21 protein-coding genes and 1 pseudogene are annotated in these 24434 nt (G+C 73.8%); 16 read left to right on the top strand and 6 right to left on the bottom strand.

Annotated elements, in window-relative coordinates; translation table 11 throughout:
* Positions 1-158: 158 nt before the first annotated feature.
* The 7 genes from ACFPM7_RS00815 (at position 159) to dnaB (ending at position 6280) form a co-directional block, all read left to right on the top strand.
* Positions 159-1184, top strand: coding sequence for a hypothetical protein (locus tag ACFPM7_RS00815; protein ID WP_378242642.1), 1026 nt, complete (start codon positions 159-161; stop codon positions 1182-1184).
* A gap of 66 nt (positions 1185-1250) precedes the next feature.
* Positions 1251-2126: a hypothetical protein gene (locus ACFPM7_RS00810; RefSeq protein WP_378242640.1), complete on the top strand. Its 876-nt coding sequence runs from the start codon at positions 1251-1253 to the stop codon at positions 2124-2126.
* An 85-nt stretch (positions 2127-2211) separates the two neighbouring features.
* Positions 2212-2502 (top strand): 30S ribosomal protein S6, encoded by a 291-nt coding sequence (gene rpsF, locus ACFPM7_RS00805; RefSeq protein WP_378242638.1) that lies wholly within the window; start codon positions 2212-2214, stop codon positions 2500-2502.
* A 10-nt stretch (positions 2503-2512) separates the two neighbouring features.
* Positions 2513-3007: a single-stranded DNA-binding protein gene (locus ACFPM7_RS00800; protein ID WP_378242636.1), complete on the top strand. Its 495-nt coding sequence runs from the start codon at positions 2513-2515 to the stop codon at positions 3005-3007.
* 35 nt (positions 3008-3042) lie between these two features.
* On the top strand, positions 3043-3291 hold the full coding sequence (gene rpsR / locus ACFPM7_RS00795) for a 30S ribosomal protein S18 (protein WP_378242634.1): 249 nt from the start codon (positions 3043-3045) through the stop codon (positions 3289-3291).
* Between the two features lie 12 nt (positions 3292-3303).
* Positions 3304-3756, top strand: a complete 453-nt coding sequence (gene rplI, locus ACFPM7_RS00790) for a 50S ribosomal protein L9 (protein WP_378242632.1) — start codon at positions 3304-3306, stop codon at positions 3754-3756.
* 412 nt (positions 3757-4168) lie between these two features.
* On the top strand, positions 4169-6280 hold the full coding sequence (gene dnaB, locus ACFPM7_RS00785) for a replicative DNA helicase (RefSeq protein WP_378243790.1): 2112 nt from the start codon (positions 4169-4171) through the stop codon (positions 6278-6280).
* Here dnaB and ACFPM7_RS00780 read toward each other — a convergent pair.
* Complete coding sequence (locus ACFPM7_RS00780; protein ID WP_378242630.1) at positions 6247-7254, bottom strand: helix-turn-helix transcriptional regulator; 1008 nt, start codon at positions 7252-7254, stop codon at positions 6247-6249. The two genes, dnaB and ACFPM7_RS00780, sit on opposite strands and share 34 nt — an antisense overlap.
* An 89-nt stretch (positions 7255-7343) precedes the next feature.
* On the opposite strand from ACFPM7_RS00780, the pseudogene ACFPM7_RS00775 reads away from it, so the two are divergent.
* The 3 genes and pseudogenes from ACFPM7_RS00775 to ACFPM7_RS00765 form a co-directional block, all read left to right on the top strand.
* Positions 7344-8159: pseudogene (locus tag ACFPM7_RS00775) on the top strand (alpha/beta fold hydrolase); the annotation flags it as partial.
* Between the two features lie 31 nt (positions 8160-8190).
* Entirely contained in the window at positions 8191-10926 is a 2736-nt protein-coding gene (locus tag ACFPM7_RS00770; RefSeq protein ID WP_378242628.1) for a LuxR C-terminal-related transcriptional regulator, read from the top strand.
* Between the two features lie 103 nt (positions 10927-11029).
* Positions 11030-11515: a hypothetical protein gene (locus tag ACFPM7_RS00765; protein ID WP_378242626.1), complete on the top strand. Its 486-nt coding sequence runs from the start codon at positions 11030-11032 to the stop codon at positions 11513-11515.
* A gap of 147 nt (positions 11516-11662) precedes the next feature.
* Here ACFPM7_RS00765 and ACFPM7_RS00760 read toward each other — a convergent pair whose 3' ends face one another.
* Positions 11663-12028 (bottom strand): nuclear transport factor 2 family protein, encoded by a 366-nt coding sequence (locus tag ACFPM7_RS00760; RefSeq protein WP_378242624.1) that lies wholly within the window; start codon positions 12026-12028, stop codon positions 11663-11665.
* 181 nt (positions 12029-12209) lie between these two features.
* Between ACFPM7_RS00760 and ACFPM7_RS00755 the strand changes: the two genes are divergently transcribed.
* Positions 12210-12950 carry a dioxygenase family protein gene (locus tag ACFPM7_RS00755; protein ID WP_378242622.1) on the top strand — a complete coding sequence of 247 codons (741 nt, stop codon included), beginning with the start codon at positions 12210-12212 and terminating at the stop codon, positions 12948-12950.
* A gap of 21 nt (positions 12951-12971) precedes the next feature.
* On the opposite strand, the gene ACFPM7_RS00750 is transcribed toward ACFPM7_RS00755, so the two are convergent.
* A complete protein-coding gene (locus ACFPM7_RS00750) occupies positions 12972-13121 on the bottom strand; it encodes a hypothetical protein (RefSeq protein WP_378242620.1) in 150 nt (49 codons plus the stop codon).
* 185 nt (positions 13122-13306) lie between these two features.
* Here ACFPM7_RS00750 and ACFPM7_RS00745 point away from each other — a divergent pair, with 185 nt between their 5' ends.
* Positions 13307-14119, top strand: coding sequence for a hypothetical protein (locus ACFPM7_RS00745; RefSeq protein WP_378242618.1), 813 nt, complete (start codon positions 13307-13309; stop codon positions 14117-14119).
* A 71-nt stretch (positions 14120-14190) separates the two neighbouring features.
* Here the strand turns inward: ACFPM7_RS00745 and ACFPM7_RS00740 are convergent, their stop codons facing one another.
* From ACFPM7_RS00740 to ACFPM7_RS00730, 3 genes are all read right to left on the bottom strand, one after another.
* Positions 14191-17226 (bottom strand): beta strand repeat-containing protein, encoded by a 3036-nt coding sequence (locus ACFPM7_RS00740; RefSeq protein ID WP_378242616.1) that lies wholly within the window; start codon positions 17224-17226, stop codon positions 14191-14193.
* A 202-nt stretch (positions 17227-17428) separates the two neighbouring features.
* Entirely contained in the window at positions 17429-18214 is a 786-nt protein-coding gene (locus ACFPM7_RS00735) for a hypothetical protein (protein ID WP_378242614.1), read from the bottom strand.
* 200 nt (positions 18215-18414) lie between these two features.
* Complete coding sequence (locus tag ACFPM7_RS00730; RefSeq protein ID WP_378242612.1) at positions 18415-20652, bottom strand: translocation/assembly module TamB domain-containing protein; 2238 nt, start codon at positions 20650-20652, stop codon at positions 18415-18417.
* Between the two features lie 61 nt (positions 20653-20713).
* Here ACFPM7_RS00730 and ACFPM7_RS00725 point away from each other — a divergent pair, with 61 nt between their 5' ends.
* Genes ACFPM7_RS00725 through ACFPM7_RS00710 form a run of 4 tightly spaced genes read left to right on the top strand, consistent with a single transcriptional unit; the run spans position 20714 to position 24303 of the window.
* Positions 20714-21901 (top strand): AI-2E family transporter, encoded by a 1188-nt coding sequence (locus ACFPM7_RS00725; protein ID WP_378242610.1) that lies wholly within the window; start codon positions 20714-20716, stop codon positions 21899-21901.
* Positions 21898-23031 carry a MacS family sensor histidine kinase gene (gene macS, locus ACFPM7_RS00720; RefSeq protein ID WP_378242608.1) on the top strand — a complete coding sequence of 378 codons (1134 nt, stop codon included), beginning with the start codon at positions 21898-21900 and terminating at the stop codon, positions 23029-23031. Before ACFPM7_RS00725 ends, macS begins: the two co-directional genes overlap by 4 nt.
* An 11-nt stretch (positions 23032-23042) precedes the next feature.
* Positions 23043-23678: a response regulator gene (locus ACFPM7_RS00715; RefSeq protein WP_378243788.1), complete on the top strand. Its 636-nt coding sequence runs from the start codon at positions 23043-23045 to the stop codon at positions 23676-23678.
* 10 nt (positions 23679-23688) lie between these two features.
* The gene (locus ACFPM7_RS00710) at positions 23689-24303 is read left to right on the top strand and encodes a DUF1707 SHOCT-like domain-containing protein (RefSeq protein ID WP_378242606.1); all 615 of its coding nucleotides are present in this window, start codon (positions 23689-23691) and stop codon (positions 24301-24303) included.
* The last annotated feature ends 131 nt before the right edge of the window (positions 24304-24434 follow it).

Below are 24434 nucleotides of genomic sequence, written 5' to 3'. Positions count from 1 at the left end.
TGCTGGGGTGAGCGTTTGCGGACCATGCGTGGTCACGCTCTGCTCCATCCGGGCCACCCGTAGCTGAAAGTAGGGAATCTCCACTGGTCGGCGTCACGCGGCCGGGTTACCGTCGTTTTCATCATTGAAGCTACTCGCGGGTACCCCGGAGGATGATCATGCGACGGCGCGTCCGGACGATCGCGGCCGGCCTGGCCCTGGTGCTGGGTGGGGCGTCGGCCGGCCTGGTGGCGGGCGCGACGCAGGCCGCGGCCGCCGAGCCCATCGTGGTGGGCAGCTGCGCGGCCTCCATCCAGGGCGCGCCCGGCACCCCGATCTCGCTGGCGCCGAGCGCGGTGCTCGGCCCGGTGCTCTCCATCGTGCGCGCGGTGCCGCTGCTGGGCCCCGGCCTCGCAGGCGGCGTCGAGGACGCGCTCAGCACCATGGGCAACATCCCGCTGGGGGTCATCCCGAACGCGGACACCACCATCGGCGGCGGCACCATCGCCGCGGCCGCGGTCCCGCGCATCAAGAGCGCCATCTCCAAGGTGCCGCTGATCGGCCCGGCGCTCGCGGGCATCGTCACCCAGGTCCAGGGCGCGCTGACCACCGGCTGCGGCATCGTCGTCGACGTGGTCAACGCCGTGGCCGAACCGGTCCAGGAAGGCGGCGAGACCGTCGGCAAGGTGGTCGAGGGCACCGTCGGCCGGGTGCTGCCCGGCGGCAGCGCCCCCGGCCCCGGTCCTGGCCCCGGCCAGCCGAACCCACCCGGCGGCGGCAACCCCGGCGGCGGCTCGCCCAACCAGCCCGGCGGCGGCAACCCCGGCGGCGGCGGTGGCGGCGTCCCCGGCGTCTCCAACCCGATCCTCGGCGGCGGCGCGGGCATCGGCACCCCGCCGCTCTACGACGGCCTCGGCCGCGCCCCCCGCGACTACTACGGCGGCATCCCGGTCTTCTCGCCCGGCCTGTTCAGCCCGTCGCCGGCGGTCCGCTACGGCGGCGCGGTGCCCGGCTACACCCCCGAGTTCGGCATCCTCGGCGGCGAGTCCGGCGGCGACGGCGTGCAGGCGGCGGGCCACGCCGAGGCGATCGGCGGGCCGGTCGGCAACCGGATCGCGCTGCCGGTGCTGCTGGCCGTGCTGATCCTCTCCGGCGTGACCGCCGCCCTCGTGCGCACGTGGGTTCTGCGCCGAACGGCCGCCTGATCCGTCAAGGGTTGACCGACGATCTAGGGTGACGACCACACAGCCCAGTCGGAAGGACCCCAGGACGTGCGCAGGTCGTTCGGCGTCGCCGTGACCGCCGCGCTGGCCGCCCTCCTCGCCGCACCCGGCGCGGCGGCCGCGCCGCTGCCGTTCCTCGCCGTCGACTGCGGGCAGAGCGTCCACGCCCTGCGCGGTCAGCCCGTGCACCTCTCCCGGGTCGCGGTGTCGCGCATGGTGGCCAAGGCCGCGCGCGACGAGCTGGGCGGGCTCGCGGCGGCCGCGGTCGGCCTGGCGTTCCCGCTCGGCGGGAGCATCCCGGTCGGGACCGTGCCCGACGGCGCGGGCGAGATCGCCGGGGAGGACATCGCCGAAGCCGTCGTCGCGGTGGTCGCGCCGATGCGCGAGATCGCCCCGGCCGCCGACGCCGTCACCGCCTCGGTGCGCGAGCTGGTCACCGACGGCTGCGGCATGGCGGTGCGCGCGATCAACCCCACCGGCGACACCCCCGGCGAGGTCCCCGGCCGCACCGATCCCCCCGGGCCCCCCGGCCACTCACCCGGCGGCGACCCGTCGACCACCCCCAACGCCCAGCCGGTCGGCGGCGGCGACGCGGGCCCCGACGAGGTCTCGCTGTACGACCCGGCCCAGTTCGCCCGCACCCCGCCGCGCGACTACGGCGGCATCCCGGTCGCCGAGGCGGGCCGCTTCGCGCCCAGCCCGGCCCAGCGCTACGGCTGCGCTTCCGGCTGCGTCCCCGGCTACAGCCCCGAGTTCGGCCTGCTCGGCGGCGACCCCGGCATCAGCACCGCGGGCGGCGCGCAGGCCCTGCCCGTCGACGGCGCGGGCCGCGGCCAGGTGGCCTTCCCGGTGCTCGCGGCTGTGCTGCTGCTGTCGGTGCTGACCGGCGCGCTCGTGCGCACCTGGGTGCTGCGCAGGACCTGACGGGGGCTTGTTAGGCTGACCGGCGCAGACCCTCCTGCCACGGAAAGTCCGTGGCCGCCGAGTCCACAGGAGGTGAGTGGTCTTCATGCGTCATTACGAGGTCATGGTCATCCTCGACCCCACACTCGATGAGCGCACCGTCGCCCCGTCGCTGGAGACGTTCCTGAACGTCATCCGCACGTCGGGCGGCAACGTGGAGAAGGTCGACATCTGGGGCAAGCGCCGCCTCGCCTTCGAGATCAAGAAGCACACCGAGGGCATCTACGCCGTCCTCGACATCAACTCGGAGCCCGACGCCGTCAAGGAGCTGGACCGCCAGCTCTCGCTGCAGGAGTCCGTGCTGCGGACCAAGGTCCTGCGGCGCGAGAACGCCTGAGGCGCGGGCAATGGCTGGCGACACGACGATCACCGTCATCGGCAACCTGACCGCCGACCCCGAGCTGCGGTTCACCCCCTCCGGGGCGGCCGTGGCGAGCTTCACCGTCGCGTCCACCCCCCGCACCTTCGACAAGGCGTCGGGCGAGTGGAAGGACGGCGAGGCGCTGTTCCTGCGCTGCAACATCTGGCGCCAGGCGGCGGAGAACGTGGCCGAGTCCCTCACCAGGGGCGCGCGGGTCATCGTGAGCGGGCGGCTCAAGCAGCGTTCGTTCGAGACCCGCGAGGGCGAGAAGCGCACCGTGATCGAGCTTGAGGTCGATGAGGTCGGTCCCTCGCTGCGCTACGCCACGGCCAAGGTGAACAAGGTCAGCCGCGGTTCCGGTGGCGGCGGCTTCGGCGGTGGCCCGTCGGCCCCGCCCGCCGACGACCCGTGGGGCTCCGCGCCGCCCGCCTCTTCCGGCGGTGGCGGCGGCGGTGGCTTCAACGACGACCCGCCCTTCTAACTTCCCACGAGCTCTAGCTATCCAGGAGTACTGACGTGGCCAAGCCACCCATCCGCAAGCCGAAGAAGAAGGTTTGCGTGTTCTGCAAGGACGAGAAGAAGCAGCGTCCGGTCAACATCGACTACAAGGACACCACGCTGCTGCGCAAGTACATCTCCGACCGCGGCAAGATCCGCGCGCGCCGGGTGACGGGCAACTGCTCGCAGCACCAGCGCGACATCGCCATCGCGGTGAAGAACTCCCGTGAGGTGGCTCTGCTGCCCTACACCTCGACCGCGCGCTAAGGAGGGGACGACATGAAGCTCATCCTCACCACCGACGTGAGCGGCCTGGGCGGCCCCGGCGACATCGTCGAGGTCAAGGACGGCTACGGCCGCAACTACCTGCTGCCCCGCGGCTACGCGATCCTGGCGACCAAGGGCGCCGAGAAGCAGGTCCAGGTCATCCGGCGCGCCCAGGAGGCCAGCCGCATCCGCGACCTGGACCACGCCAAGGAGGTCAAGTCCAAGCTGGCCGACCTCGGCACCGTCCCGCTGAAGGCCAAGGCCGCCGCGGGCTCGGGCAAGCTGTTCGGCTCGATCACCAACGCCGACATCGTCTCCGCCGTCAAGAGCGCGGGTGGCCCCGTGCTCGACAAGCGCGCGGTGCAGGTGTCCGGTCACATCAAGACCGTCGGCAAGCACTCCGTGAGCGTCCGCCTGCACCCCGAGGTGTCGGTCGCGTTCACGATCGTGGTTTCCGCCACCTGACAGCGACAGGCGAGAGCGCCCCTTCCGCGGCCGTGGGAGGGGCGCTCTGCTTGTCCACAATTCTGTCCACAGGCCGGCGTCACCCGGCCGGGCGATGGGGTGCGGCGACACGCCGAACGGAGCAACGGGCGCGACACGCCGAACAAGTTTGTCCCCAGTCTTTGCACAGGGTCTGACCTGCTAGTTCGGTGTATGCCACACAAGTTGTCCCCAGACTGTCCACAGGGTCGCGGCGACCTGTGCTCAGCCGGGTGAACCCATCCCCAAGTTGTCCACAGGCGCGTGCACAGCCCGATTTTGCGACCGCCCGGATGGGGCCTAGCGTCGCCGGGACACGCGATCTTGTCGTGCCCCGGACGTACCGTTCTCCGGGAGATGCAAGGGGGTACCCGTGGCGCTGACCGACGACCGTATGTCCGCTCCGCCGGAGCCCGGCATGGATCGGCAGCCACCCCAGGACCTCGCCGCCGAGCAGAGCGTCCTCGGCGGCATGATGCTGTCCAAGGACGCCATCGCCGACGTGGTCGAGGCCCTGCGCCCCGGCGACTTCTACCGCCCGGCCCACCAGAGCATCTACGACTGCATCCTCGACCTCTACGGCCGCGGCGAGCCCGCCGACCCGATCATGGTCTCCGCCGAGCTGGAGCGCCGCGGCGAGCTGCGCCGCATCGGCGGCGCGCCGTACCTGCACACCCTCATCGCCACCGTGCCGACGGCGGCCAACGCCGGCTACTACGCCGAGATCGTCGCCGAGAAGGCCATCCTCCGGCGCCTGGTGGCCGCGGGCACCCGCATCGTGCAGCTCGGCTACCAGGGCGCCGAGGGCGCCGACGTGACCGACGTGGTCGACCGCGCCCAGGCCTCCATCTACGAGGTCACCGAGCGCACGATGAGCGAGGACTACGTCGCCCTGGAGGACCTGCTCCAGCCGACGATGGACGAGATCGACGCCATCGCCTCCCGCGGCGGCCAGTCCCTGGGCATCCCGACCGGCTTCGCCGACCTCGACGAGCTGACCAACGGCCTGCACCCCGGGCAGATGATCATCGTCGCGGCCCGGCCAGGCGTCGGGAAGGCCCTGGCGCTCGACACGCCGCTGCCGACGCCCGAGGGCTGGACCACGATGGGCGATGTCCAGGTGGGCGACCGGCTGATCGGCGCGGACGGCCGCCCCACCCGGGTCGTCGCCGCGACCGCGGTGATGGCGCAGCGCCCGTGCTACGAGGTCGAGTTCTCCGACGGCACCGTGATCGTCGCCGACGCCGAGCACCAGTGGTTCACCCAGTGCCCGGTGGGCGCCGACATCCGCACGACCCGGCAGATCGCGGCCACGCTGCGCCACCCCGACGGCGGGTTCGCCCACTCGGTGGCGAACGCCGCCCCGGCCGAGCTGCCCGAGCGCGACCTCCCGGCCGACCCGTACGCGCTGGGCCTGGCGCACCGCGGCCCGGCCCGCGTCCCCACCGCGTTCCTGCGGGCCTCGACCGAGCAGCGCCGGGCGCTGCTGGCCGGCCTCCTCGACGCGGGCGCCACCGTCACTCCGGACGGCTCGATCCACCACGCCGACGCCCAGACCGCCGAGGACGTGCGCGACCTGGTCGTCGGCCTGGGCTACCAGTGCGCTCCCGGCGCGGCGGACGCGGTCGTGTTCGACACCGAGGACGAGGTCTTCCGGCTCGACCACAAGAGGCTGCTGCACAAGGAGCGGCGCCGGGCGGGGCAGGCGGTGCGGCACATCACCGACGTGCGGCCCGTGCCCAGCGTGCCCGTGCGCTGCGTCGAGGTCGACAGCGCCGACCACCTGTACCTGGCGGGCCGCGCGATGGTGCCGACCCACAACTCCACCCTGGGGCTGGACTTCGCCAGGTCGGCCTCCATCACCCACGGCATGACGAGCGTCATCTTCAGCCTGGAGATGAGCAAGACCGAGGTCGTCATGCGCATGCTGTCGGCCGAGGCGAAGATCCGCTTGGCGGACATGCGCGGTGGGCGCATGGGCGATGAGGACTGGACCAAGCTGGCGCGGCGGATGAGCGAGATCAGCGAGGCGCCGCTGTTCATCGATGACTCGCCGAACATGACGATGATGGAGATCCGGGCCAAGGCGCGGCGGCTCAAGCAGCGCCACGACCTGCGGCTGGTGGTGCTGGACTACATGCAGCTGATGACCTCGGGCAAGAAGGTGGAGTCCCGCCAGCAGGAGGTCTCGGAGTTCTCCCGCCAGCTCAAGCTGCTGGCCAAGGAGCTGGAGGTCCCGGTCATCGCGATCAGCCAGCTGAACCGCGGTCCCGAGCAGCGCACCGACAAGCGCCCGATGCTGTCGGACCTGCGCGAGTCCGGCTCCCTGGAGCAGGACGCCGACATCGTGCTGCTGATCAACCGCCCGGACGCCTGGGAGCGCGACGACCCGCGCGCCGGCGAGGCCGACCTGATCGTCGCCAAGCACCGTGCCGGGCCGACGGCGACGGTGGTGGTGGCCCACCAGCTGCACTACAGCCGGTTCACCGACCTCGCCCAGAACTGACCCCGTCGACCGCTGTCGCTCGGCAGCGATCGGTACCGCTCGACGAGCGCGCCGCCGATCCCGGCCAGGTGCTCCCGGACGCCCGGTGGGCCGGTCACCTCGACCCACGCGACCAGCCCGGCGAGTTCGCCCGCCAGCAGCCGCTCGTCCTGGCCGCCGATCACGACCTCGACGCGGCCGTCGGCAGCGGGACCGACGACGTCGAGCCGTGCGCCGAACGCCAGCCGCAGCACGCCCACCCCGTCGGGCGCGCACACCGCACGGGCCCGCACGGGCGTCCGCTCGCGGTCGACCTCGTCGGTGATCGCCCGCCAGCTCTCGGCGAGGTCGAAGCCCTCGGGCCGGTGCACGGGTTCGCCGGTCTCCTCGGCCGAGGACACCCGGTCGACCCGGAAGCTCCGCCTGCCCGCCCCGGTCGCGGCGACCAGGTACCACGACGGGCCTTTGACGACGATGCCCAGCGGGTCGACGGTCCGCTCGGTCTCGGCCCCGTCGCGGTCGGTGTAGCCCAGGCGCACCCGCACGCCGCGGATGACCGCGTCCTGCAGCGCGTCGAGGAAGCGGGGAGGCGGGTGCCCGCCGCGGACCGCCCCCCACCGGTGCGGGTCGGTGACCACCGATGACGCCGCCGCCTCGGCCTGCGCCCGGAAGGGCTCCGGCAGGGCGTGCACGAGCTTGCGCAGGGCCGCTTTCACCGCGGGCGTCGCCGCTGATGCCTGGCCCGCGACCAGGAAGAGGGCGCGGACCTCGCCCGCGGTCAACCCGGACAGGTCGGTGCGGGCGCCGCCCACCAGCCGCCAGCCGCCGCCCCGGCCGCGCGCGGAGTACACCGGCACCCCGGCCATGGCCAGGGCGTCGAGGTCGCGGCGCGCGGTGCGCTCGCTGACCTCCAGCTCCCGGGCGACCTCGGCGGCGGTCACCCGCGCGCGCCGCTGCAGCAGGAGCAGGACGGCCACCAGCCGGTCGGTTCGCACGCGGTCGAGATTCCCACCGAAACCGGTCAGGGGATGTCCGGTACGGGTCGCCAAGGTGGAGCCATGACCTCTCGACCGGTGTCCATCCCGGACTTTCCCGAGCCCACCCTCGTCTCCGTCAACGGCGTGGAGATCACGTCATCGTCCCGAACCAGCGGGGGTACGGGAACTCCTCCCGCCCGGCGGACGTGGCGGACTACGACATCGAGCACCTCACCGGCGACCTCGTCGCGCTCCTCGACCACTACGGCTACGACGAGGCCACCTTCGTCGGCCACGACTGGGGATCGTTCGTCGTGTGGGGGCTGGCCCTCCTGCACCCGCACCGGGTGACCCGGCTGGTCGCCCTGAGCCTGCCGTACCCCGTTCGCGGGGAGCGGCCCTGGGTCGAGGCCATGGAGGAGGCGCTGGGCGGCGACCACTACTTCGTGCACTTCACCCGGCGGCCCGGCGTGGCCGACGCCGTGCTCGACGAGAACGCCCACCGGTTCCTCCGCAACCTCTACCGCAGCAACGAGCCCCCCGCGACTCCCCAGCCGGGTATGGCGATGATCAACCTGGCCAGAGCGGAGACACCGCTCGGCGATCCCCTCCTGAGCGAGGCCGAGCTGGCCGTCTACGTCTCCGCCTTCACCGCGACGGGGTTCACCGGCAGCATCAACTGGTACCGGAACCTCGACCGCAACTGGCATCTGCTGGCCGCCGCCGACCCGGTCGTCCGGCAGCCCGCGCTCATGGTCTACGGCGCCAGGGACCTGGTCCAGAAGTCCGCGGCGCTCGCGGAGTTCGTGCCCAACGTGGACGTGGTCGAGCTGGACTGCGGCCACTGGATTCAGCAGGAGCTGCCCGAGGACGCCAACCAGGTGATCCTCGGCTGGCTGCGGCGCCAGGACGCCCTCCGGTGACAAACGGCCCGCCTGCCAGCACAATCTCCGCGTGCGCTTGGTGGGCCGGGAGGCCGAGCTGGCCGGGCTCGCCGACGCCGTGGGCGGGGGCGGGGCCGTGGTGCTCGTCGCGGGAGCGGCGGGGATCGGCAAGAGCAGGCTGGCCGACGCCGCCGCGGCGATGGCCGACGCGGCGGGCCGGGAGGTCCTGCGGGGCCGGGCGCTGCCCGACGAGGGGGCGCCCGCGCTGTGGCCGTGGTGGCAGGCGCTGCGCCCGGTCCCCGAGCTGGCCGCGCTGCTCGACGGCCCGGCCGAGGAGCCGGGCGCGCCGCCGCAGGTGCGGGTCGGTGCGCGGCTGCGGCGGTTCGAGCGGGTGGCCCACGCGCTGGGCGAGCGCGGGCCGCTGGTGGTCCTGGACGACCTGCACTGGGCCGACGAGTCCTCACTGCGGCTGCTGCGCTTCACCGCCGAGCGGCCGGGGCTGGTGGTCGTCGCCTGCTTCCGCGACGCCCGCGCCGGGTCCGCGCTGGCCGACGCGGTCGCCGACCTGCGCGGGCGCTCCGGCACGCTCCTGCTGACCCCGCGACCGTGGTCCACCGCCGACGTCAAGTCCTATGTGGATGGCCGGGCCGATCCGTCGTGGGCTCCGGTGCTCGCCGCCGCCTCCGGCGGCAATCCCCTGTACGCCGCGGAACTGCTGCGCGCGCTGGCCGACGCGGGCGCGGCCGGGCGGCCCGCCCCCGCCGACGGGCGCTGGCCGCTGGGCGTGCCCACACAGCTGCGCGCGATCATCGCCGCCCGGGTGGGCAGGCTGGGCGAGGACGCGCGGCTGGTGGTGCGCGCCTGCGCCGTCGCGGGCGACGGGTGCGGCGTCGACGCCATCGCCCTGCTGACCGGGTTCAGCCCCGACCGGGTCGTCGCCGCGGACAGCGGCGGACTGCTGAGCGGGCAGCCGACACCGGCGTTCACCCACGTCCTCGTCCGCGACGCCGTCTACGCCGACACCCCGGACGCCGACCGCATCGCCTGGCACGCGCGCCTCGCCGACGCCATCGCCGACGGACGCCTCGACGGCGACGAGGTGACCCACCGGCTGCGCTCGGCGGCCGACGAGCCCGGCAGGCGCGCCGCCGTGGCCGCGACCAGGGCGGCGGCCGCCACCGCCGCCCGCGCGCTCGCCTTCGACCGGGCGGCCGAGCTGGCCGACGCCGCCCGCGCCGTGCTCGGCTCCAGCGCCCCCGGCCCGCGCGCCGAGCTGCTGCTGGACGCCGCCGACGCCGACTACCGGGCAGGCCGCTTCGACCGGGCGCTGGAGCGGGCCAAACAGGCCGCCGACCTGGCCGACGGCGCGGGCAGGCCGGAGCTGCTGGCCCGCGCGGCGCTGGTGGTGCGCGGCATCGACGGGCCGTCGGGCCCGGCGATCACCGCGCTGTGCGACCGGGCGCTGGCCGCGCTGCCCGCCGACGCGCTCGCCTGGCGGGCCAGGGTGCTGGCGCAGCGCGCGCTCACCCTGTCCTACCTGCTGCCCGCCGCCGCGGCCGAGCCCAGCGGAACGGCGCTGGAGCTGGCCGAGCGCACCGGCGACCCGCTGGCCCTGGCCGACGCGCTGCGCGCCCGCCAGCAGGTGTTCAGCGCGCCGGAGGGCGTCACCGAACGCCTCGCCGCGGCCCGCAGGATGCTGGAGCTGGGCGCCCAGGCTCCGCCCGACGGCGAGCTGTGGGCGCGGCTCTGGCGCGTCGACGCCGCGTTGCAGCTGGGCGCGATGGACGTGCTCGACACCGAGCTGCACGCGCTCGCCGTGCTGTCCGAGCGGCTGGGCTGGGCGCTGGCGCGCTGGCACCTGCACCGCATGCGCGGGGTGCGCGCGCTGCTCGCGGGCCGCTTCGACGAGGCGCTGGCCGAGTCCGAGCTGGCCACCGCCGCCGGGCGGGAGACCGACGACCCCGCCGCCCAGGCCCTGCGGTTCGCGTTCCTGATCGAGCCGCTGGCCCTGCTCGGCCGCTGCGCGGAGGGGGTCGAGCCGTGCCTGGCGGCGCTGCGGGCGACCTCGATGCCGATCGTGCTGGCCCACATCGGCGAGTTCGCCGCGCGGGCGGGCTTGGCGGAGGTCAGCGCCGACTGCCTGGACCGGCTGCGCCCGCGGCTGGCCTCGACCCCGCGCGACGGACGGTGGCTGCCGATCGTGCACAGCGCCGCCGAGCTGACCCTGCTGCACGGCGACCGCGACGTCGCCGAACACTGCTACACCGAGCTGGCCCCGCTGTCGGGCTACCTGCTGGCCTCCGGCAGCGGCAGCGTGCTGTGCCGGGGGTCGGTGTCGCGGCCGCTGGGCGCGCTCGCCGCCATGCTGGGCCGGGCCGAGGACGCCGAGCGGCACTACGCGGCCGCGATCGCGACCGAGACCCGCGTCGGGGCACGGCCGTACCGGGTGCTCTCCGAGATCGGGCTGGCCGGGGTGCTCGCCGAGGCCGACCCGGCCCGCGCGCTCGCCCTGGCCCGCTCCGCCGCGGTGACCGCGCGCGGGCTCGCCATGACGCCCGCGCTGCGCGACGCCGAGCGGCTCATCACCGCGATCACCACCCGGACCAGGGCGAACACCGGGCTGACGGCGCGCGAGCGCGAGGTGCTGGCGCTGCTCGCCGCGGGCGCGCAGAACCGGGCCATCGCCGAGCGGCTGGTGCTCTCGGAGCGGACCGTCGAGTCGCACGTCGGCAACGTGCTGGCCAAGCTCGGCGTCGCCAACCGCGCCCAGGCGGCGACGTGGGCGGTCGCCAACGGGTTCGACTGAGACCCCAGGCCCGGAAACCCCCGTACCGCACCTGCGTGGTTCCACGGATCCGCTGGAGGCCGATCGCGGCGAGGCTGGTCCCACCGAGAAGGAGGTGGGCGCGATGTTCGCGAGAGTGGCGGCAGGGTCCGATGTGGAGGGTGCGCGGGAGGTGGTCCGGCTGCGGGCGCTGGCGGGCAGCCAGGAGCTGCTGCTGAGTCTGTGGGACTTCCGCGCCGACGCCGAGGGGCCCGGCCAGTGGTACGAGGTGCGCTCGGAGCTGCTGATGGCCGACTCCGGAAGCCCGGCGCGGGCGGCGGGGCTCTACCACTTCGCCGGGCCGATGAGCCCGGCGCACGTGCAGGCCGCGGACGCGGCGAACGACCGCCGCATCCAGCCCGCGATGGCCGAGCACCCCGGCGGGGTGCGGACGCTGGTGCTGTGGCAGCCCGACGCGCGCGAGCAGCTGGTCGTCGTGCTGGCGACGTCGCTGGACTCGCTGGAGGAGGGCCAGCGCAAGATCGCGTCGATGGAGCTGCTGCCCGGTGAGGACCCGGCGCTGCTGCCGGGGCCCGCGCGGGTCGAGGTGTACCGGGTGGTGTCGCCGTGAGCGCGCCGGTCGAGCTGGTCGCGGGCGCGTTCCGGGTGTAGCCGGGCCGCAGCGCGGTGCGCTTCACCGTGGCGGACGGGACGGCGCGCGTGCCCGAGGGGTGATCGCGGGCGGGGACGCCGGTGCGGCGTCCCCGGCCGGGGGCGATCAGGCGGCGGGCATCTTGTCGATGAAGCCGTAGACGCCCTTGAGCTTGCCGTCCTCGGTGACGACCACGTCGAGCCCTTCGACCACCGACTCGCCGCCGTCGGCGGGGGCGATCTGCCAGCGGAAGCGGGCGGTGCCGTGGTGGTCGTCGATGTCGCCGAGGCGGGTCAGGGCGTGGCCGGGGAACTGGGCCAGGACGGCGCCGATGCCGCCGTTGACGGCGTCGTGGCCCTGGACCTCCATGAACGGGTCGACGAAGACGCCGTCGTCGGTGAAGACGTCGGCGATGATGGCCCGGCGGGCGGCATCGTCGGGGGTGTTCCAGGCCGTGAGGTAGTGGTCGACGAGTTCCTTGAGGTCGCTCACGCGATTGCCCCTTCAGTGGTGAGTCCGGTGGAGTCCGTCGCGACGGGTCCCACCATGCCGGCGGGAGGGACGGCGGGTCGACCGCTGGTCAGCGGGGTGTCAGCCGACGATCAGGAATAACACCATCGAGTGAAGCGTCAGGTAAGATAGTTTAAGGTTCAACTCTTACTTGGCGGTTCTCATGCACCCCGTGATCTACCTCAGCCACGGCGCCCCGCCGCTGGCCGACGACGCCACCTGGACGGCCGAGCTGGCCGCGTGGTCGGCGGACCTGCCGAGGCCCACGGCGATCCTGGTGGTCTCCGCGCACTGGGAGGCCGCCCCGGTCATGATCGGCGCGACCACCACGGTCGGGCTGACCTACGACTTCTGGGGCTTCGCCGACCGCTACTACCAGGTCCGCTACCCCGCCCCCGGCGCCCCGGAACTGGCCGCCTCGGTCCGCAAGCTTCTTGCGGGCACCGCCGATGACCCCGAACGCGGCCTCGACCACGGCGCGTACGTCCCCTTGGTGGAGATGTACCCCGCCGCCGACATCCCGGTCCTGCAGATCTCCATGCCCACCCTGGACCCGGTGGAGCTGTATCGCCTCGGGGAGAAGCTGGCCCCGCTGCGCGCCGAAGGCGTGCTGATCATCGGCAGCGGCTTCTTCACCCACAACCTGTCCGCCCTGCGCGGCACCGAGGTCCCGTCCTGGTCCAGCGAGTTCGACGACTGGGGCAACCGCGCGCTGCTGGCCGGCGACGTCGACGGCCTGCTGGACTTCGAGCACAAGGCCCCCGCTGGCAGACTGGCCCACCCGCGCACCGAGCACTTCGCCCCGCTGTTCGTCGCGATGGGCGCGGCGGGCGGACCAGGCGGGCACACCGCCATCGACGGCTTCTGGCTAGGGCTTTCCAAGCGCTCCTGGCAGTTCGCCTAGCCCGCCCGGTCCGATCCCGCGCTAGGCGGGCTGTTCGACCAGCACGCTCTCCGGCCGCTCGTCCCGGCCGTCGGTCCCGGCGGCGCCCGCCCCGAGGACCGCGACCAGGCACAGCGTCACGAAGGCCACCCCCGCGATCAGCCACAGCAGCGATGCGAATCTCATGGTCACGTACATCGCACTCCTCCTCCCGTCCCACTCCCCAGAGTCCGCTCGGCCCAATGCGGCTGTCCAAGCCGACCTGGCGGGGTGAGCCGAACCGGGTAACACCTCCCGGGTGCGCCCAGATACCCAACCCGAGCGAGGCGCGCCCGGTCCGGTTGCACCGTCCGGGTGATGACCACGGAGGGGTTCCCATGGCCACCGGCAGCCGATCACCCACCGCCCACGACGACGACCTGGCCCCGGTGCTGCGCGACATCGGGATGGGCAGGCTCGCCTCGACCAGGGCGAAGCTGGCCAACAGCACCGAGACCAGGGCGTTCCTGGAGATCGGCCTCGACCTGTTGCGGGTCGACCTGCTCCAGCACACCGGGCCGGACTTCGACTCCGGCAGCCGCTCGGCGCTGTTCGAGTCGGTCTCGCGCGAGCGCATCCTGGAGCGGGCGGGCGGCGGGCGGGCGCTGAGCGTCAACATGTTCCGGTACCGGTGGGACCGCAAGGACCGCTACACCGAGGACCTCATCTCCTACATGTTCCGGCTGGCCCCGCACCGCAGGCACCTTGAGCTGATGGACCGCACGTGCGACGAGCTGATGCGCACGCTGAGCTTGGCCGACCTGGTGCGCGCGGTCTCGGCCGTCGAGGTGGACTCGATCGTGGCCGATCCGCTGATCAGCGTGCAGAGCGTCATCCAGGGCGCGCTGCCCAACCACCCCAGGGTGCGGGAGTTCTGCCAGGCGCAGCTCGATCAGCTGCTGCCGATCTGGGCGGGCGTCTACGAGAAGGTCGCGGGCAACTACGGCCTGCGGCTGCGCCCCGGCCTGACGTGGCTCGACATCGCGGTCGTCTTCAACACGATCATCGAGGGTGAGCTGGCGTGGGCGCGGGTCGGCGGTCGGCCGCGGCTCTCCAGCGGCGACCACGTGCTCGCCGCGACGATCCTCGCGCTCGTGCCGTCGCTGTGGGAGGGCGCGCCCGAGGACCTGACGACGCTGTACCGGGTCTGAGCGCAGACGAACGGGCCCCGGAGCGCGAGGCTCCGGGGCCCGTCCACAGTGGATCGGTGGTCAGCCGATCACTAGCCGACCAGGTTGGTCAGCCGGGACTGCGTGTCCGCCAGGGAGGGGGCGGCGGCAGTCGGGAGGGCGGACGCCGTGTCCAGGCCCGACAGCGCGGGGGTCTGGACGGGCAGGCGGTCCACCGAGGGGGTCTGGACGAGGTTGCCCGCGAAGGCGCCCTCGACGTTGTCCAGACCGGGCACCGCGTCCAGGCCGGGCATGACCGGGGCGGCGGTGCGGGGCAGTGCGGGGGAGAGGGTCACCAGGCCGGCGGCGCCGTTGGCCAGGCCGTGCGCGCCCTGGGCGGGCACCATGCCGGACACGCCGTCGAGCGGGGTCTGGCCGGGGGTCACGCCCAGCGGGGCCTCGGCGAAGAGGTTGCCCAGGACGTCGGTGACCGGGTCGGCCGAGCGGGGCTTGACGGTGTTCATCGGCAGGGTGTCGGTCACGTTGTGGCCGCTCAGGGTGCTGGTGAACAGCTCGGCGAACGGGTTCGGCACGTCGGTGCGGGCCGTGCTGCCGACGGGCAGCTTGGACATCGAGCCCAGGCTGGGCAGCGCCGGGACCTGGGTGGCCTCCAGGACGCCCGCCTTCGGCAGGGCCAGGGCCATCGGGTCCTGCTCGCCGACGGCGACGTCGCTGAAGTGGGTGCCCTGGGCGACGGCCTCGGCCAGCACCTCGACGGGCACGTCGTAGATCGGGGCGTCGACGCCGACCGGGGCGGTCAGGTCGATGCCGTTGAGCTGGCCGTCCTCGCCGGAGGTCTGCGAGGTGCCGCCCACCGAGCCGGTGGTGACGTTGTCGGAGACGCCGAGGGCCTGCGCGCCGATCGCCGAGACGGCGTCGCCGTGCGGCTGCACCAGGGCCGCCGCCGGGACGTCGACCAGGTTGCCCGAGAGGGAGCCGTGGTCGCCGTTGGTGGTCAGGTCGCCGCCGGACTGGCCGACGGTGGTGCTGGTGGCCACGCCGGTGGCGTCGCCCGCCACGCCGGAGACGGCGTCGCCGAAGCCCTGCGCGACCGGCAGCGCCTGGGCGCCGACGATGTTGCCGGAGATGTTGCCGAACTCGCCGCTGGTGGTGCCCGAGCCGCCCGCGGTGGTCTGCGTGGCGTTGTCGGCGACCGACAGCGAGTCCCCGCCCGCGGCCACGGCCGAGCCGAAGACCTGCGCGGTCGAGGCGACCGGGGCGGTCACCAGGTTGCCCGCGAGGTTGCCGTCGGTGCCGTCGGTGACGGCGTCGCCGCCCGCGGTCGAGTCGGTGGTGTTGGTGGCGGTCTGCACGCCGTTGCCGACACCGTGCGCGCCGACGCCGAAGACCTGCGTGGGCACGGCCACCGGGGCCTGGCCGATGTTGCCCGAGAGGGTGCCCAGGGTGCCCTTGGACTGCGAGGGCCCGCCCGCGGTGACGGAGCTGACCCCGTCCATCTCGGTCTCGGTGTTGGCCACCGCGCCCGCGCCGTTGCCGAAGACCTGCACCGGCCCGGCGACCGGCACGGTCACCAGGTTGGCGCCCGCGACCGCGGCGTCGTCGTTGCTGTTGTTGCCGCCGCCCGCGGAGGAGACCTTGTTCTCGATGACCTCGGTCTCGGCGTCGCCGATGGCGCCGCCCGCGTTGCCCAGGCCCTCGACCGGGATGGCGACCGGCACGGAGCCGTTGTTGCCGCCGCCGACGGAGTCGTCACCGGTGGTGCCGGTGTTGCCGCCCGCCTCGCTGGTGGAGGTGTTGTTGCACACCGCGTCGGCCATGCCGCCGCCGCCCGCCACGTTGCCGCAGGCGTCGACCGGGCCGGTGACCGGCGTGGTGACGGTGGTGCCGCCCAGCACGCTGTCGTGGCCGCGGGTGTAGCCGTCGCCACCGGCGTCGGAGGTGACGGTGTTGGTGTGGTCGGTCTCGCAGGTGCCGCCGAGGGTCCCGCAGTTCGACTGGACCTGCGCGGGCATGGCCACCGGGGCCGCGCCGATCGCGCCGGAGAGCACCGAGTCGTCGCCGAAGGTGCGGGTGCCGCCGCCGGCTGCCGCGTCGGTGGTGGTCTCGCACAGCGAGCCGGTGTTGCCGCCGAGGTTGGCGCTGTCGCAGTCCACCGCCGCCGGGCCGGACACCGCGGGGGCCACGGCGTTGCCGGAGAGGGTGCCGCCGCCGCTGCCGTCGGTCTCGATGTAGGCCGGGACGCCGTAGATGTCGGGCTGCTCGTCGCCCGCCTGCGCGGTGGTGGTGGCCGAGGAGAGCGAGTCGGCCACGCCGCCCAGGGAGGCCGAGTCGCCGCTGACGCGCACCGGCAGGGCGACGGGGGCGCCCGCGGCGTTGCCGACCAGCGCGCCGTCCTCGCCGGAGGTCTCGATCGTGCCGCCCGCGGTGGCGTCGGACGAGGCGTCCGAGATCGCGGTGGCCACGCCCGCCAGGGACGCGGAGTTGCCCACGACCTGCACGGGGGTCGCGCCCTGTGCGGCGACGACGTTGCCGGAGACCGCGCCGCGGTCGCCGCTGGTGGTGATGTCGCCGTCGGCGGTGGCGCTCTGCGAGCTGCTGTTCAGCGTGGTGGCGGTGCCGCCCGCGGCGACAGCGTTGCCGCTGACGTCGATGGGCAGGCCGTAGGCCAGGTTGACGACGTTGCCCGCCAGGCCGCTGCCGCTGCCGTCGGTCTCGACGTCCTGCGTGTTGGTCACGTGCTGCTGGGACTCGTCGGCCACCGACGCGTCGCCCAGCACGGCGACGGCGTTGCCGGTCACCTTCACCGGTGCCACGACGTTGCCCACGACCTTGTTGCCGCGCAGCACGTCGTTGTCGTCCGCGGCGGCCTTGGCCAGCGGCAGCTTCTTGGCCACGCTGCCGGGGGCGACGGTGACGTCGCGGTTCACGCTCGGCAGGTGGCGGTCACCCAGCGGGGTCCCGATCGCGTTGTTGTCGATCCGGACCGGGACCTTCACCGAGGCGTCGAGCGCCGACGGCGGGGTGTCGGGGTGGATGGTGTCGTCGGCCGACGCGATGCCGGTGCCCAGCATCATGAGGCCACCCGTGACCAGCGCGGTCTGGATACCGCGCTTTGCCCAGGTCTGCATTCTGGTGTTCTCCTTCATCGGTTTCCGCGATGTATTCGCGGGGAGTGGGCGGCACGGACGAAATGCGTCCTGAGTGCTCACGCCCGGTTCAAGGGAATGCGGAATTGCCCGCCGTGAACGCGCGGCCGAGGGCAGGTGAGGAGTTCCACGCGCCTGCTCGAAACGACGACGCCACGAGGGCGTGCCGCGGCCGCGCGGGTGATCAGTCGGGGGTGACGCCGGGCTGCTGGTCGACGGCGGCGGGCACGTCGGCGCGCGCGGTGCGCTGGGTCAGCGCGATGGCGGGCGCGGCGGCCGCGGGGGCCGTGGACAGCAGGCCGAACTGAGGCACGTCCCCGTGGCCTGCCCCGGTGTGCCCGGACTGGGCGGGGGCGGGCAGGGTCAGCGGCGGGACGCCGCTGGGCAGCCCGGGGAGCCCGGGTGCCTCGTCGGACGAGGCGACGGGCGGGCCGCGACGGGTGCCGGTGTCCGCCTCGGCGGGCGTGGCCGCCGAGGGGACGGGCTCGCCGTGCCGCTGCGCGTCGGCAGCGGGCACGGCGACCGGCCGCCCGGTTTCCGGCGCGACGACGAGGGGCCCGTCCGTCGCGTCGGTTCCGGGCTGCGGGGAGATGTCGGGGAGATCGGGCAGCAGGTCGCTGACCTGCCGGCCCGGCGTGGCGGCGAGTCCGCGGTCCAGGTGCTTGGCGAAGGACTCGCCCACCTTGTCGACGGCCGCCTTGGCGCCGTCCTCCACCTCGTCGAAGTGCAGGACGTTGAGAGCGCCGTCGATGACGTCGACGACCACGGACTTGCCTTCGGCGATGACCGGCGAGTCGGGCAGCGGGGCTGCCGCGACGGTCGCGCCGAGGTCCCTGGCGAGGTCCGAGCCGGTGTCGGCGGCCGCGGTGGCCGAGCCGATCGCCCACGCCGCCGCCGCACCGCCGAGGACGAACAGCACGCGGCCGAGCACGCGCCGGGTGGCGCTCCGCTCGGTACGCACTGCGGCCACGGTGGAATCCCTCTCGGTTATCTGCGACGGGGGGCGCGGCGGAAAACGCCGTGCGATGCAGACACTTTCACCAACGACCACCGTTATGCACGCGTGATTGGCGATGCCCACCTGATCGTGTGATGAACCGAGCGTGATTCCACAGGCCACGTTCCGTGCACGGCGCAGGTGACCAAGCGTGACCGCGAGTTGTCCACAGGTCAGCTCCGCTTGAGGACGCGGGTGGCCCCGGTCGCCGCGGTGGTGGCCAGGATCCAGCCCGCGGCGATGAGCCCGCCGCTGACCCACTGCGAGGCGCCCACCATGCGCCACTTGTTGTCCTGCCCCAGATCGATGATGGGCAGCAGCAGGTCGGTGGCCAGCATCGGCGGGTTCCAGACCGGGTTCTGGTCGGAGTCCAGGCGCTCCATCACGTTGAAGGAGAACCAGAACACGCCCACCAGCCAGAACAGCGCCAGCCACAGCATGGCCAGCCACGGCCGGTACCCGAAGCCGACGGTGACGTGCTGCAGCTTGCCCCAGATCCGCCCGGCCAGGTGCAGCTCGGCGTAGCGGCGGCGCTGGCGCTCCAGCAGGACCTTCTGCGCCAGCTCTTCCTCGCCGCCGTCGGCGTAGACCGCGGCGAGCTGCTCGTAGGGGCCGGGCGCGAAGTCCGGCTGCACGGCGCGCAGCCAGTGCAGCCGGGTGCGCACCGAGACCTCGGGCTGGGCGCGGATGGCCTCGAAGGCGAAGTCCTCCACGTCGACCCCGCCCGCGGCCGCCCACAGCGCGGGTCCGTCGGTGACGGAGACGACCTTGGCGCGGGTCAGGGTGACCGAGCCGCGCGGCGGCAGGCGCTCGGGGAAGGTGAGGACCAGCTCGTGCGCGGTGAGCCCGTAGGCCGAGAGCACCTTGTCGGTGACCGGGTGCCGCGGGTGGGTGCGCCCGCCGAGGCGCGCGCCGTCGAAGCTGACCATCTTGCCGACCTCGACCAGGCGCACCCGCACGCCGCCGACGGCCTGGAAGCCGCGGCTGCACAGCAGGTCCTTGCCGATGGTGGCCACGCGCGCGTCCAGCGAGGGCTTGACCGAGCCGTCGGGTCGCAGCCTCGGCTTGCGCAGCCGCGCGCCCGAACAGTCCACACTGGACCCGATGGTGGCGTTCTGCAGCCGCACCGAGCCGCTGGCGCGGACCCAGCGCAGGAACAGGGTCCCGCCGACGGTGAGCCGGTCGGCGAAGAACACATCGATGGCGGGCCCGTACAGCCTGGTGCGGGAGAAGCTGGCGCTGCCGTGGATGGTGGCGTCGACAAGGCGGACCTGGCCGTAGGCGCGCAGCGCGCCGTGCGGGTCGCCGTCGGTGTCGTGGTTGCGCCAGGCGCCCCTGGCCTCGACGTCGCCGCCGACCTCGACGCCATCGGCCAGCAGCGCCACCGGCACGTGCTCGACGGGCCGCGCGGCGGCGAAGCTCTCCGACATCCCGGCCACCACGGCCGGATCGCCCAGGCGCGCCCCGGAGAGCAGCAGGTGCCCGCCGATGCGGGCCCCGCGCAGCGCGACCGAGCCGCGGGCGCTGAAGCCTGCGTCGAGCTTGACGTCGCCCTCCACGCGCAGCCGGTCGGCGTCGAGCACGATGCGGTCGGCGGCCTTGCCGTGCGGCAGCACCAGCACCGACTCCGCGGCCGAGCCGTCGTGCAGGGTGGCCCCGGAGAAGACCGCGTCCCCGCCGACGCGCGCCCCGGAGAGCTGCACCACCCCGGCGGCGTCGAAGTGGGTGCGCGCGGTGGCGTCGCAGAGCAGGTTGCCCTCGACCAGCATCCCGGTGGCCTCCAGCGCGACGCCGTCGGGCTGGGACAGCCGCGCGCCGGTGAGGTGCACGCTGCCGCCGATGTGCGCGCCGCGCAGGCGCACCTCCCCTTCCGCGCGCAGCGAGGTGGCCTGCACCGACCCCGACACCCGCAGCCGCGCGCCCAGCAGCGCGCCCGCGCCGGGGTTGCGCACGGCCGCGCCGATCATGCGCAGCGAGCCGTCGACGGTGGCGTCGGTCAGGTCGAGCGCGCCCTTGCAGGTGAAGCCGTCCTCCAGCACCAGGTCGCTGGACACGCGCAGGTTGCGCGCGCGCAGGCCGGGGGTGGTGCAGCCGCGCAGGTGCAGCGAGACCAGCCGGGCCATGCGCAGCGCCGGGGTGCGCTCGAAGACGCAGCCGCGCATCGTGATCACGGTGTCGACGGTGCGGCCTTCGAGGTCGAAGCGCCCGGTGATCCTGGCCCCGTCCAGGCGCAGCGCGGGCATCGCGCCCTCGCCGAGCGGGTAGGCGCCGGTGAGCATCGCCGCCAGCACGGGACCGCGGACGCGCCCGCCGTCGAGGTCGAGGCGGAAGCCGGTGCCGTAGGCGGCGAGCACCTGCCGCTCGACGTCAGTCAACCCGCCGATGGGCACGTAGGACACGTACTCGGACACGTGTCCATGAGATCAGAGAATTCGTCGCGTTCGACGTGATTCGGCCTATACGGTGCACGCGATGAACAGGAACCGCGTCGCAGGTCGCAAGCACCCTGCCAAGGCGCCCCTCGAAGACGTCACCCCGCTCGTGCCGCAGGGGTTGCGCGTCGGCGCGGCGCTGTCGTGGCGCTTCCTGGTCCTGATCGGCGCGCTGTACGTCGTCATCTGGCTGATGGGCTACTTCGCGCACGTGGTGATCCCGCTGGCGATCGCGCTGCTGCTGGCGGCGCTGATGGCGCCGGGGGTGGCGAAGCTGGTCGAGTACCGGGTGCCGCGCGGGCTGGCGGCGGCGATCGTGATGATCGGCGGCATCGCCGTGGTCGGCGGGGTGCTGACCTTCGTGATCTCGGAGTTCACCACCGGCCTGCCCGAGCTGCAGCGGCAGGTGAACCAGAGCCTGGAGCAGATCCGCGATTGGCTGGTCAACGGCCCGCTGCACCTGCGCGTCGAGCAGATCCAGGGCTACCTGGACTCCATCATCGAGACGCTGAAGGCCAACCAGTCGGCGATCACCTCCGGCGCGCTGACCACGGCGGCGACGATCGGCGAGGTCCTGACCGGCCTGCTGCTGACCATCTTCATCCTGATCTTCTTCCTCTACGACGGCGAGGGCATCTGGCGCTTCACCGTGCGCGGCGTGCCCGCCGGCGTCCGCGACCGGGTGGACGTGGCGGGCCGCCGAGGCTTCTCCTCGCTGGTCAGCTACGTGCGCGCGACCGCGGCGGTGGCGGTCTTCGACGCGGTCGGCATCGGCATCGGCCTGTGGATCGTGGACGTGCCGCTGTTCGTGCCGCTGGCGGCGCTGGTGTTCCTCACCGCGTTCATCCCGATCATCGGCGCGCTGCTGGCGGGCACGGTGGCGGTGCTGATCGCGCTGGTGGCCAACGGGTTCGTCACGGCGCTGATCGTGCTGGCGATCGTGGTCGGCGTCATGCAGATCGAGAGCCACGTGCTGCAGCCGTGGCTGCTGGGCCGGGCGGTGAAGCTGCACCCGCTGGCGGTCGTGCTGGCCATCGCCGTCGGCCTCATCGCCGCCGGGATCGCGGGCGCGCTGCTGTCGGTGCCGCTGCTGGCGGTGCTCAACGCGGGCATCCGCTCGCTGGTCGCCCCGGCCGAGTCCGACCCCGACGAGGTGGAAGTGCTCGACGACACCGGCTCGGTGCCGGGCGCGGAGAACGGCGGCCTGCCGGGGGACAACCGGTCATGAGCCGCAAGGACCCCACCGCGCCCCTGTGGCGGGCGGCGGTCCTGCTGCGGGTGATCACGCTGGTGTTCGCGGCGGCGGTCGTGGGCACCCACCACGGCGAGTACGCGAGCACCGCGCTGGCCTGGACGACGGTGGGCGCCATGGCGGCCTGGACGGCCGTGACGTCCTGGTACTACCTGCGCCCCGACCCCGCGGCCTGGTTCACCGGGGTCGACCTGGCGGTGTGCTGCGCGATCATGGCGCTGTCGCGGTTCGTGCTGACCGAGGCGCAGCTGGAGGTCCAGTCGGTGCCGCTGGTGCCGACGGTGTGGGTGACGGCCGCGGTCGCCGTCGGCGCGGTGCGCGGCGGGCCCGTGCTGGGAACGGTCTACGGCGGCGTGATCTCGGTGTGCAACTACGTGGTGCGCGGCTACGTCGACGTCGACCTGACCAGGGACATGGTGCTGCTGGTCGGCGTCGGCTTCGTGCTGGGGCTGGCGGCGCGGACCTCGCGGCGCTCCGCCGAGCGCCTGGAGCGGGCGCTGCGGGTGGAGGCCGCCACCGCCGAGCGCGAGCGCCTGGCCCGCTCCATCCACGACGGCGTGCTCCAGGTCCTGGCGCGGGTCGGCAAGCGCGGCCGCGAGCTGGGCGGCGAGGCCGAGGAGCTGGCCTCGCTCGCGGCCAGGCAGGAGATCGCGCTGCGCGCGCTGGTCTCGGCCGCGCCGCTGGACTCCGGCGCCGACGAGGTCGACCTGCGCGGGCCCCTGCAGGTCCTGGCGACCGACCGCGTCCAGGTGTCGGTGCCCGCCACCCCGGTGGTGCTGCCCGGCGAGACCGCCGCCGAACTGGGCGACCTGGCCAGGGAGGCGCTGGCCAACGTCGAACGGCACGCGGGCGGCGACGCCCGGGCGTGGGTGCTGCTGGAGGATCTGGGCGGCGAGGTGGTGCTCAGCGTCCGCGACGACGGCGTCGGCATCGCCGCCGAGCGCCTGGCCGCGGCCGAGGCGCAGGGCCGCATGGGCGTGGCGAGGTCGATCCGCGGCCGGGCCGAGGCGCTGGGCGGAACCGCGGCGCTGGACACCGCGCCGAACGAGGGAACCGAGTGGGAGGTGCGCGTGCCGCGCCGGACCGGGAAGCGGGGCAGCAGGTGAGCATCACGGTGATGGTCGTCGACGACCACCCGATGTGGCGCGACGGCGTCGCCCGCGACCTCGCCGAACGCGGCTTCGAGGTGGTCGCGACCGCCGCCGACGCCGCCGCCGCGGTCCGCATCGCGGGCACGGTGCGCCCGCGGGTGGTGCTGATGGACCTCAACCTGGGCGCCGAGTCCGGGGTGACCGCGATCGCGGGCATCACCGCGGCATCGACCGAGAGCCGGGTCCTGGTCCTCTCCGCCAGCGGGGAGCACTCCGACGTCCTGGAGGCGGTGAAGGCGGGCGCGTCGGGCTACCTGGTGAAGTCCGCCTCGGCCGAGGAACTGGTGGAGGCCGTCCGCCGCACGGCGGCGGGCGACGCCGTCTTCACCCCCGGCCTGGCGGGCCTGGTCCTGGGCGAGTACCGCAGGATGGCCTCGGCCCCAGCCGACGACGGCCCCCGCCTGACCGACCGCGAGACCGAGGTCCTGCGCCTGGTCGCCAAGGGCATGACCGCCCGCAGGATCGCCGAGAAGCTGGTGCTCTCCCACCGCACCGTGGAGAACCACGTCCAGTCGACCCTGCGGAAACTGCAACTGCACAACCGCGTCGAACTGGCCCGCTACGCGATCGAACACGGCCTTGACGAGGAGCCCCAGCAGTAGCCTGATGGACATGCACCCCGCGCCGATCAACCCCCGCGACCTGCGCGTGTCCGACGCCGAGCGCGAACACGTCGTCCTCGTGCTGCAGAAGGCCATCGGCCGCGGCCTGCTGGACCTCGACGAGTTCACCCGCCGCACCGACACGGCCCTGGCCGCGAGGACCCGCGGCGAGCTGAACGGCGTCCTGGTCGACCTCCCGGGCATCACCCACACGGACTCCGGTCCGGCCCGTTCCGGCCCGGTGGAGTTCCGCAACACGATGTCCTCGACCAAACGCGACGGCAAGTGGGTCGTGCCGTCCTCGATGCGCGTGTACAACCGCCTGGGCTCCACGGAGCTGGACTTCACCGACGCGGTGATCACGCACGCGGACGTCCTGGTGGAGATCGACCTGGCGGGCGGCTCGGTGGAGATGCTGCTCCCGGACGGCGCGTCGGTGGACGCCGACGACGTGCGGGTGACGGCGGGCAGCGTCACGAACAAGACCTCAAGCGGGTCGGGGCGGCCGCGCTTCCACATCACGGGGACGGTGACGGCGGGCTCGCTGACGCTGCGCAAGCCGAAGTACGTGCGGATCGGGAACATGGTGGTCCGCAGGCCGTGGAAGCTCACCTGGGAGAGCTAGTGCCTCGCCCCAGAACGTTTGCCGTGCCTCGGCGTGGCTGGGTGAGTCGACGGGGCGTTGGTTGTCCGCGGGCGTTCCGGCGGCTCGGCCAGGCGCGTCGTGGGCATGTCGAGACAGGGTGAAGGTTCTGG

Origin of the sequence: Actinokineospora guangxiensis, assembly GCF_042657845.1 — a bacterium.
GTDB lineage: Bacteria > Actinomycetota > Actinomycetes > Mycobacteriales > Pseudonocardiaceae > Actinokineospora > Actinokineospora guangxiensis.
This window is presented reverse-complemented; position numbering and strand designations above follow the sequence as displayed.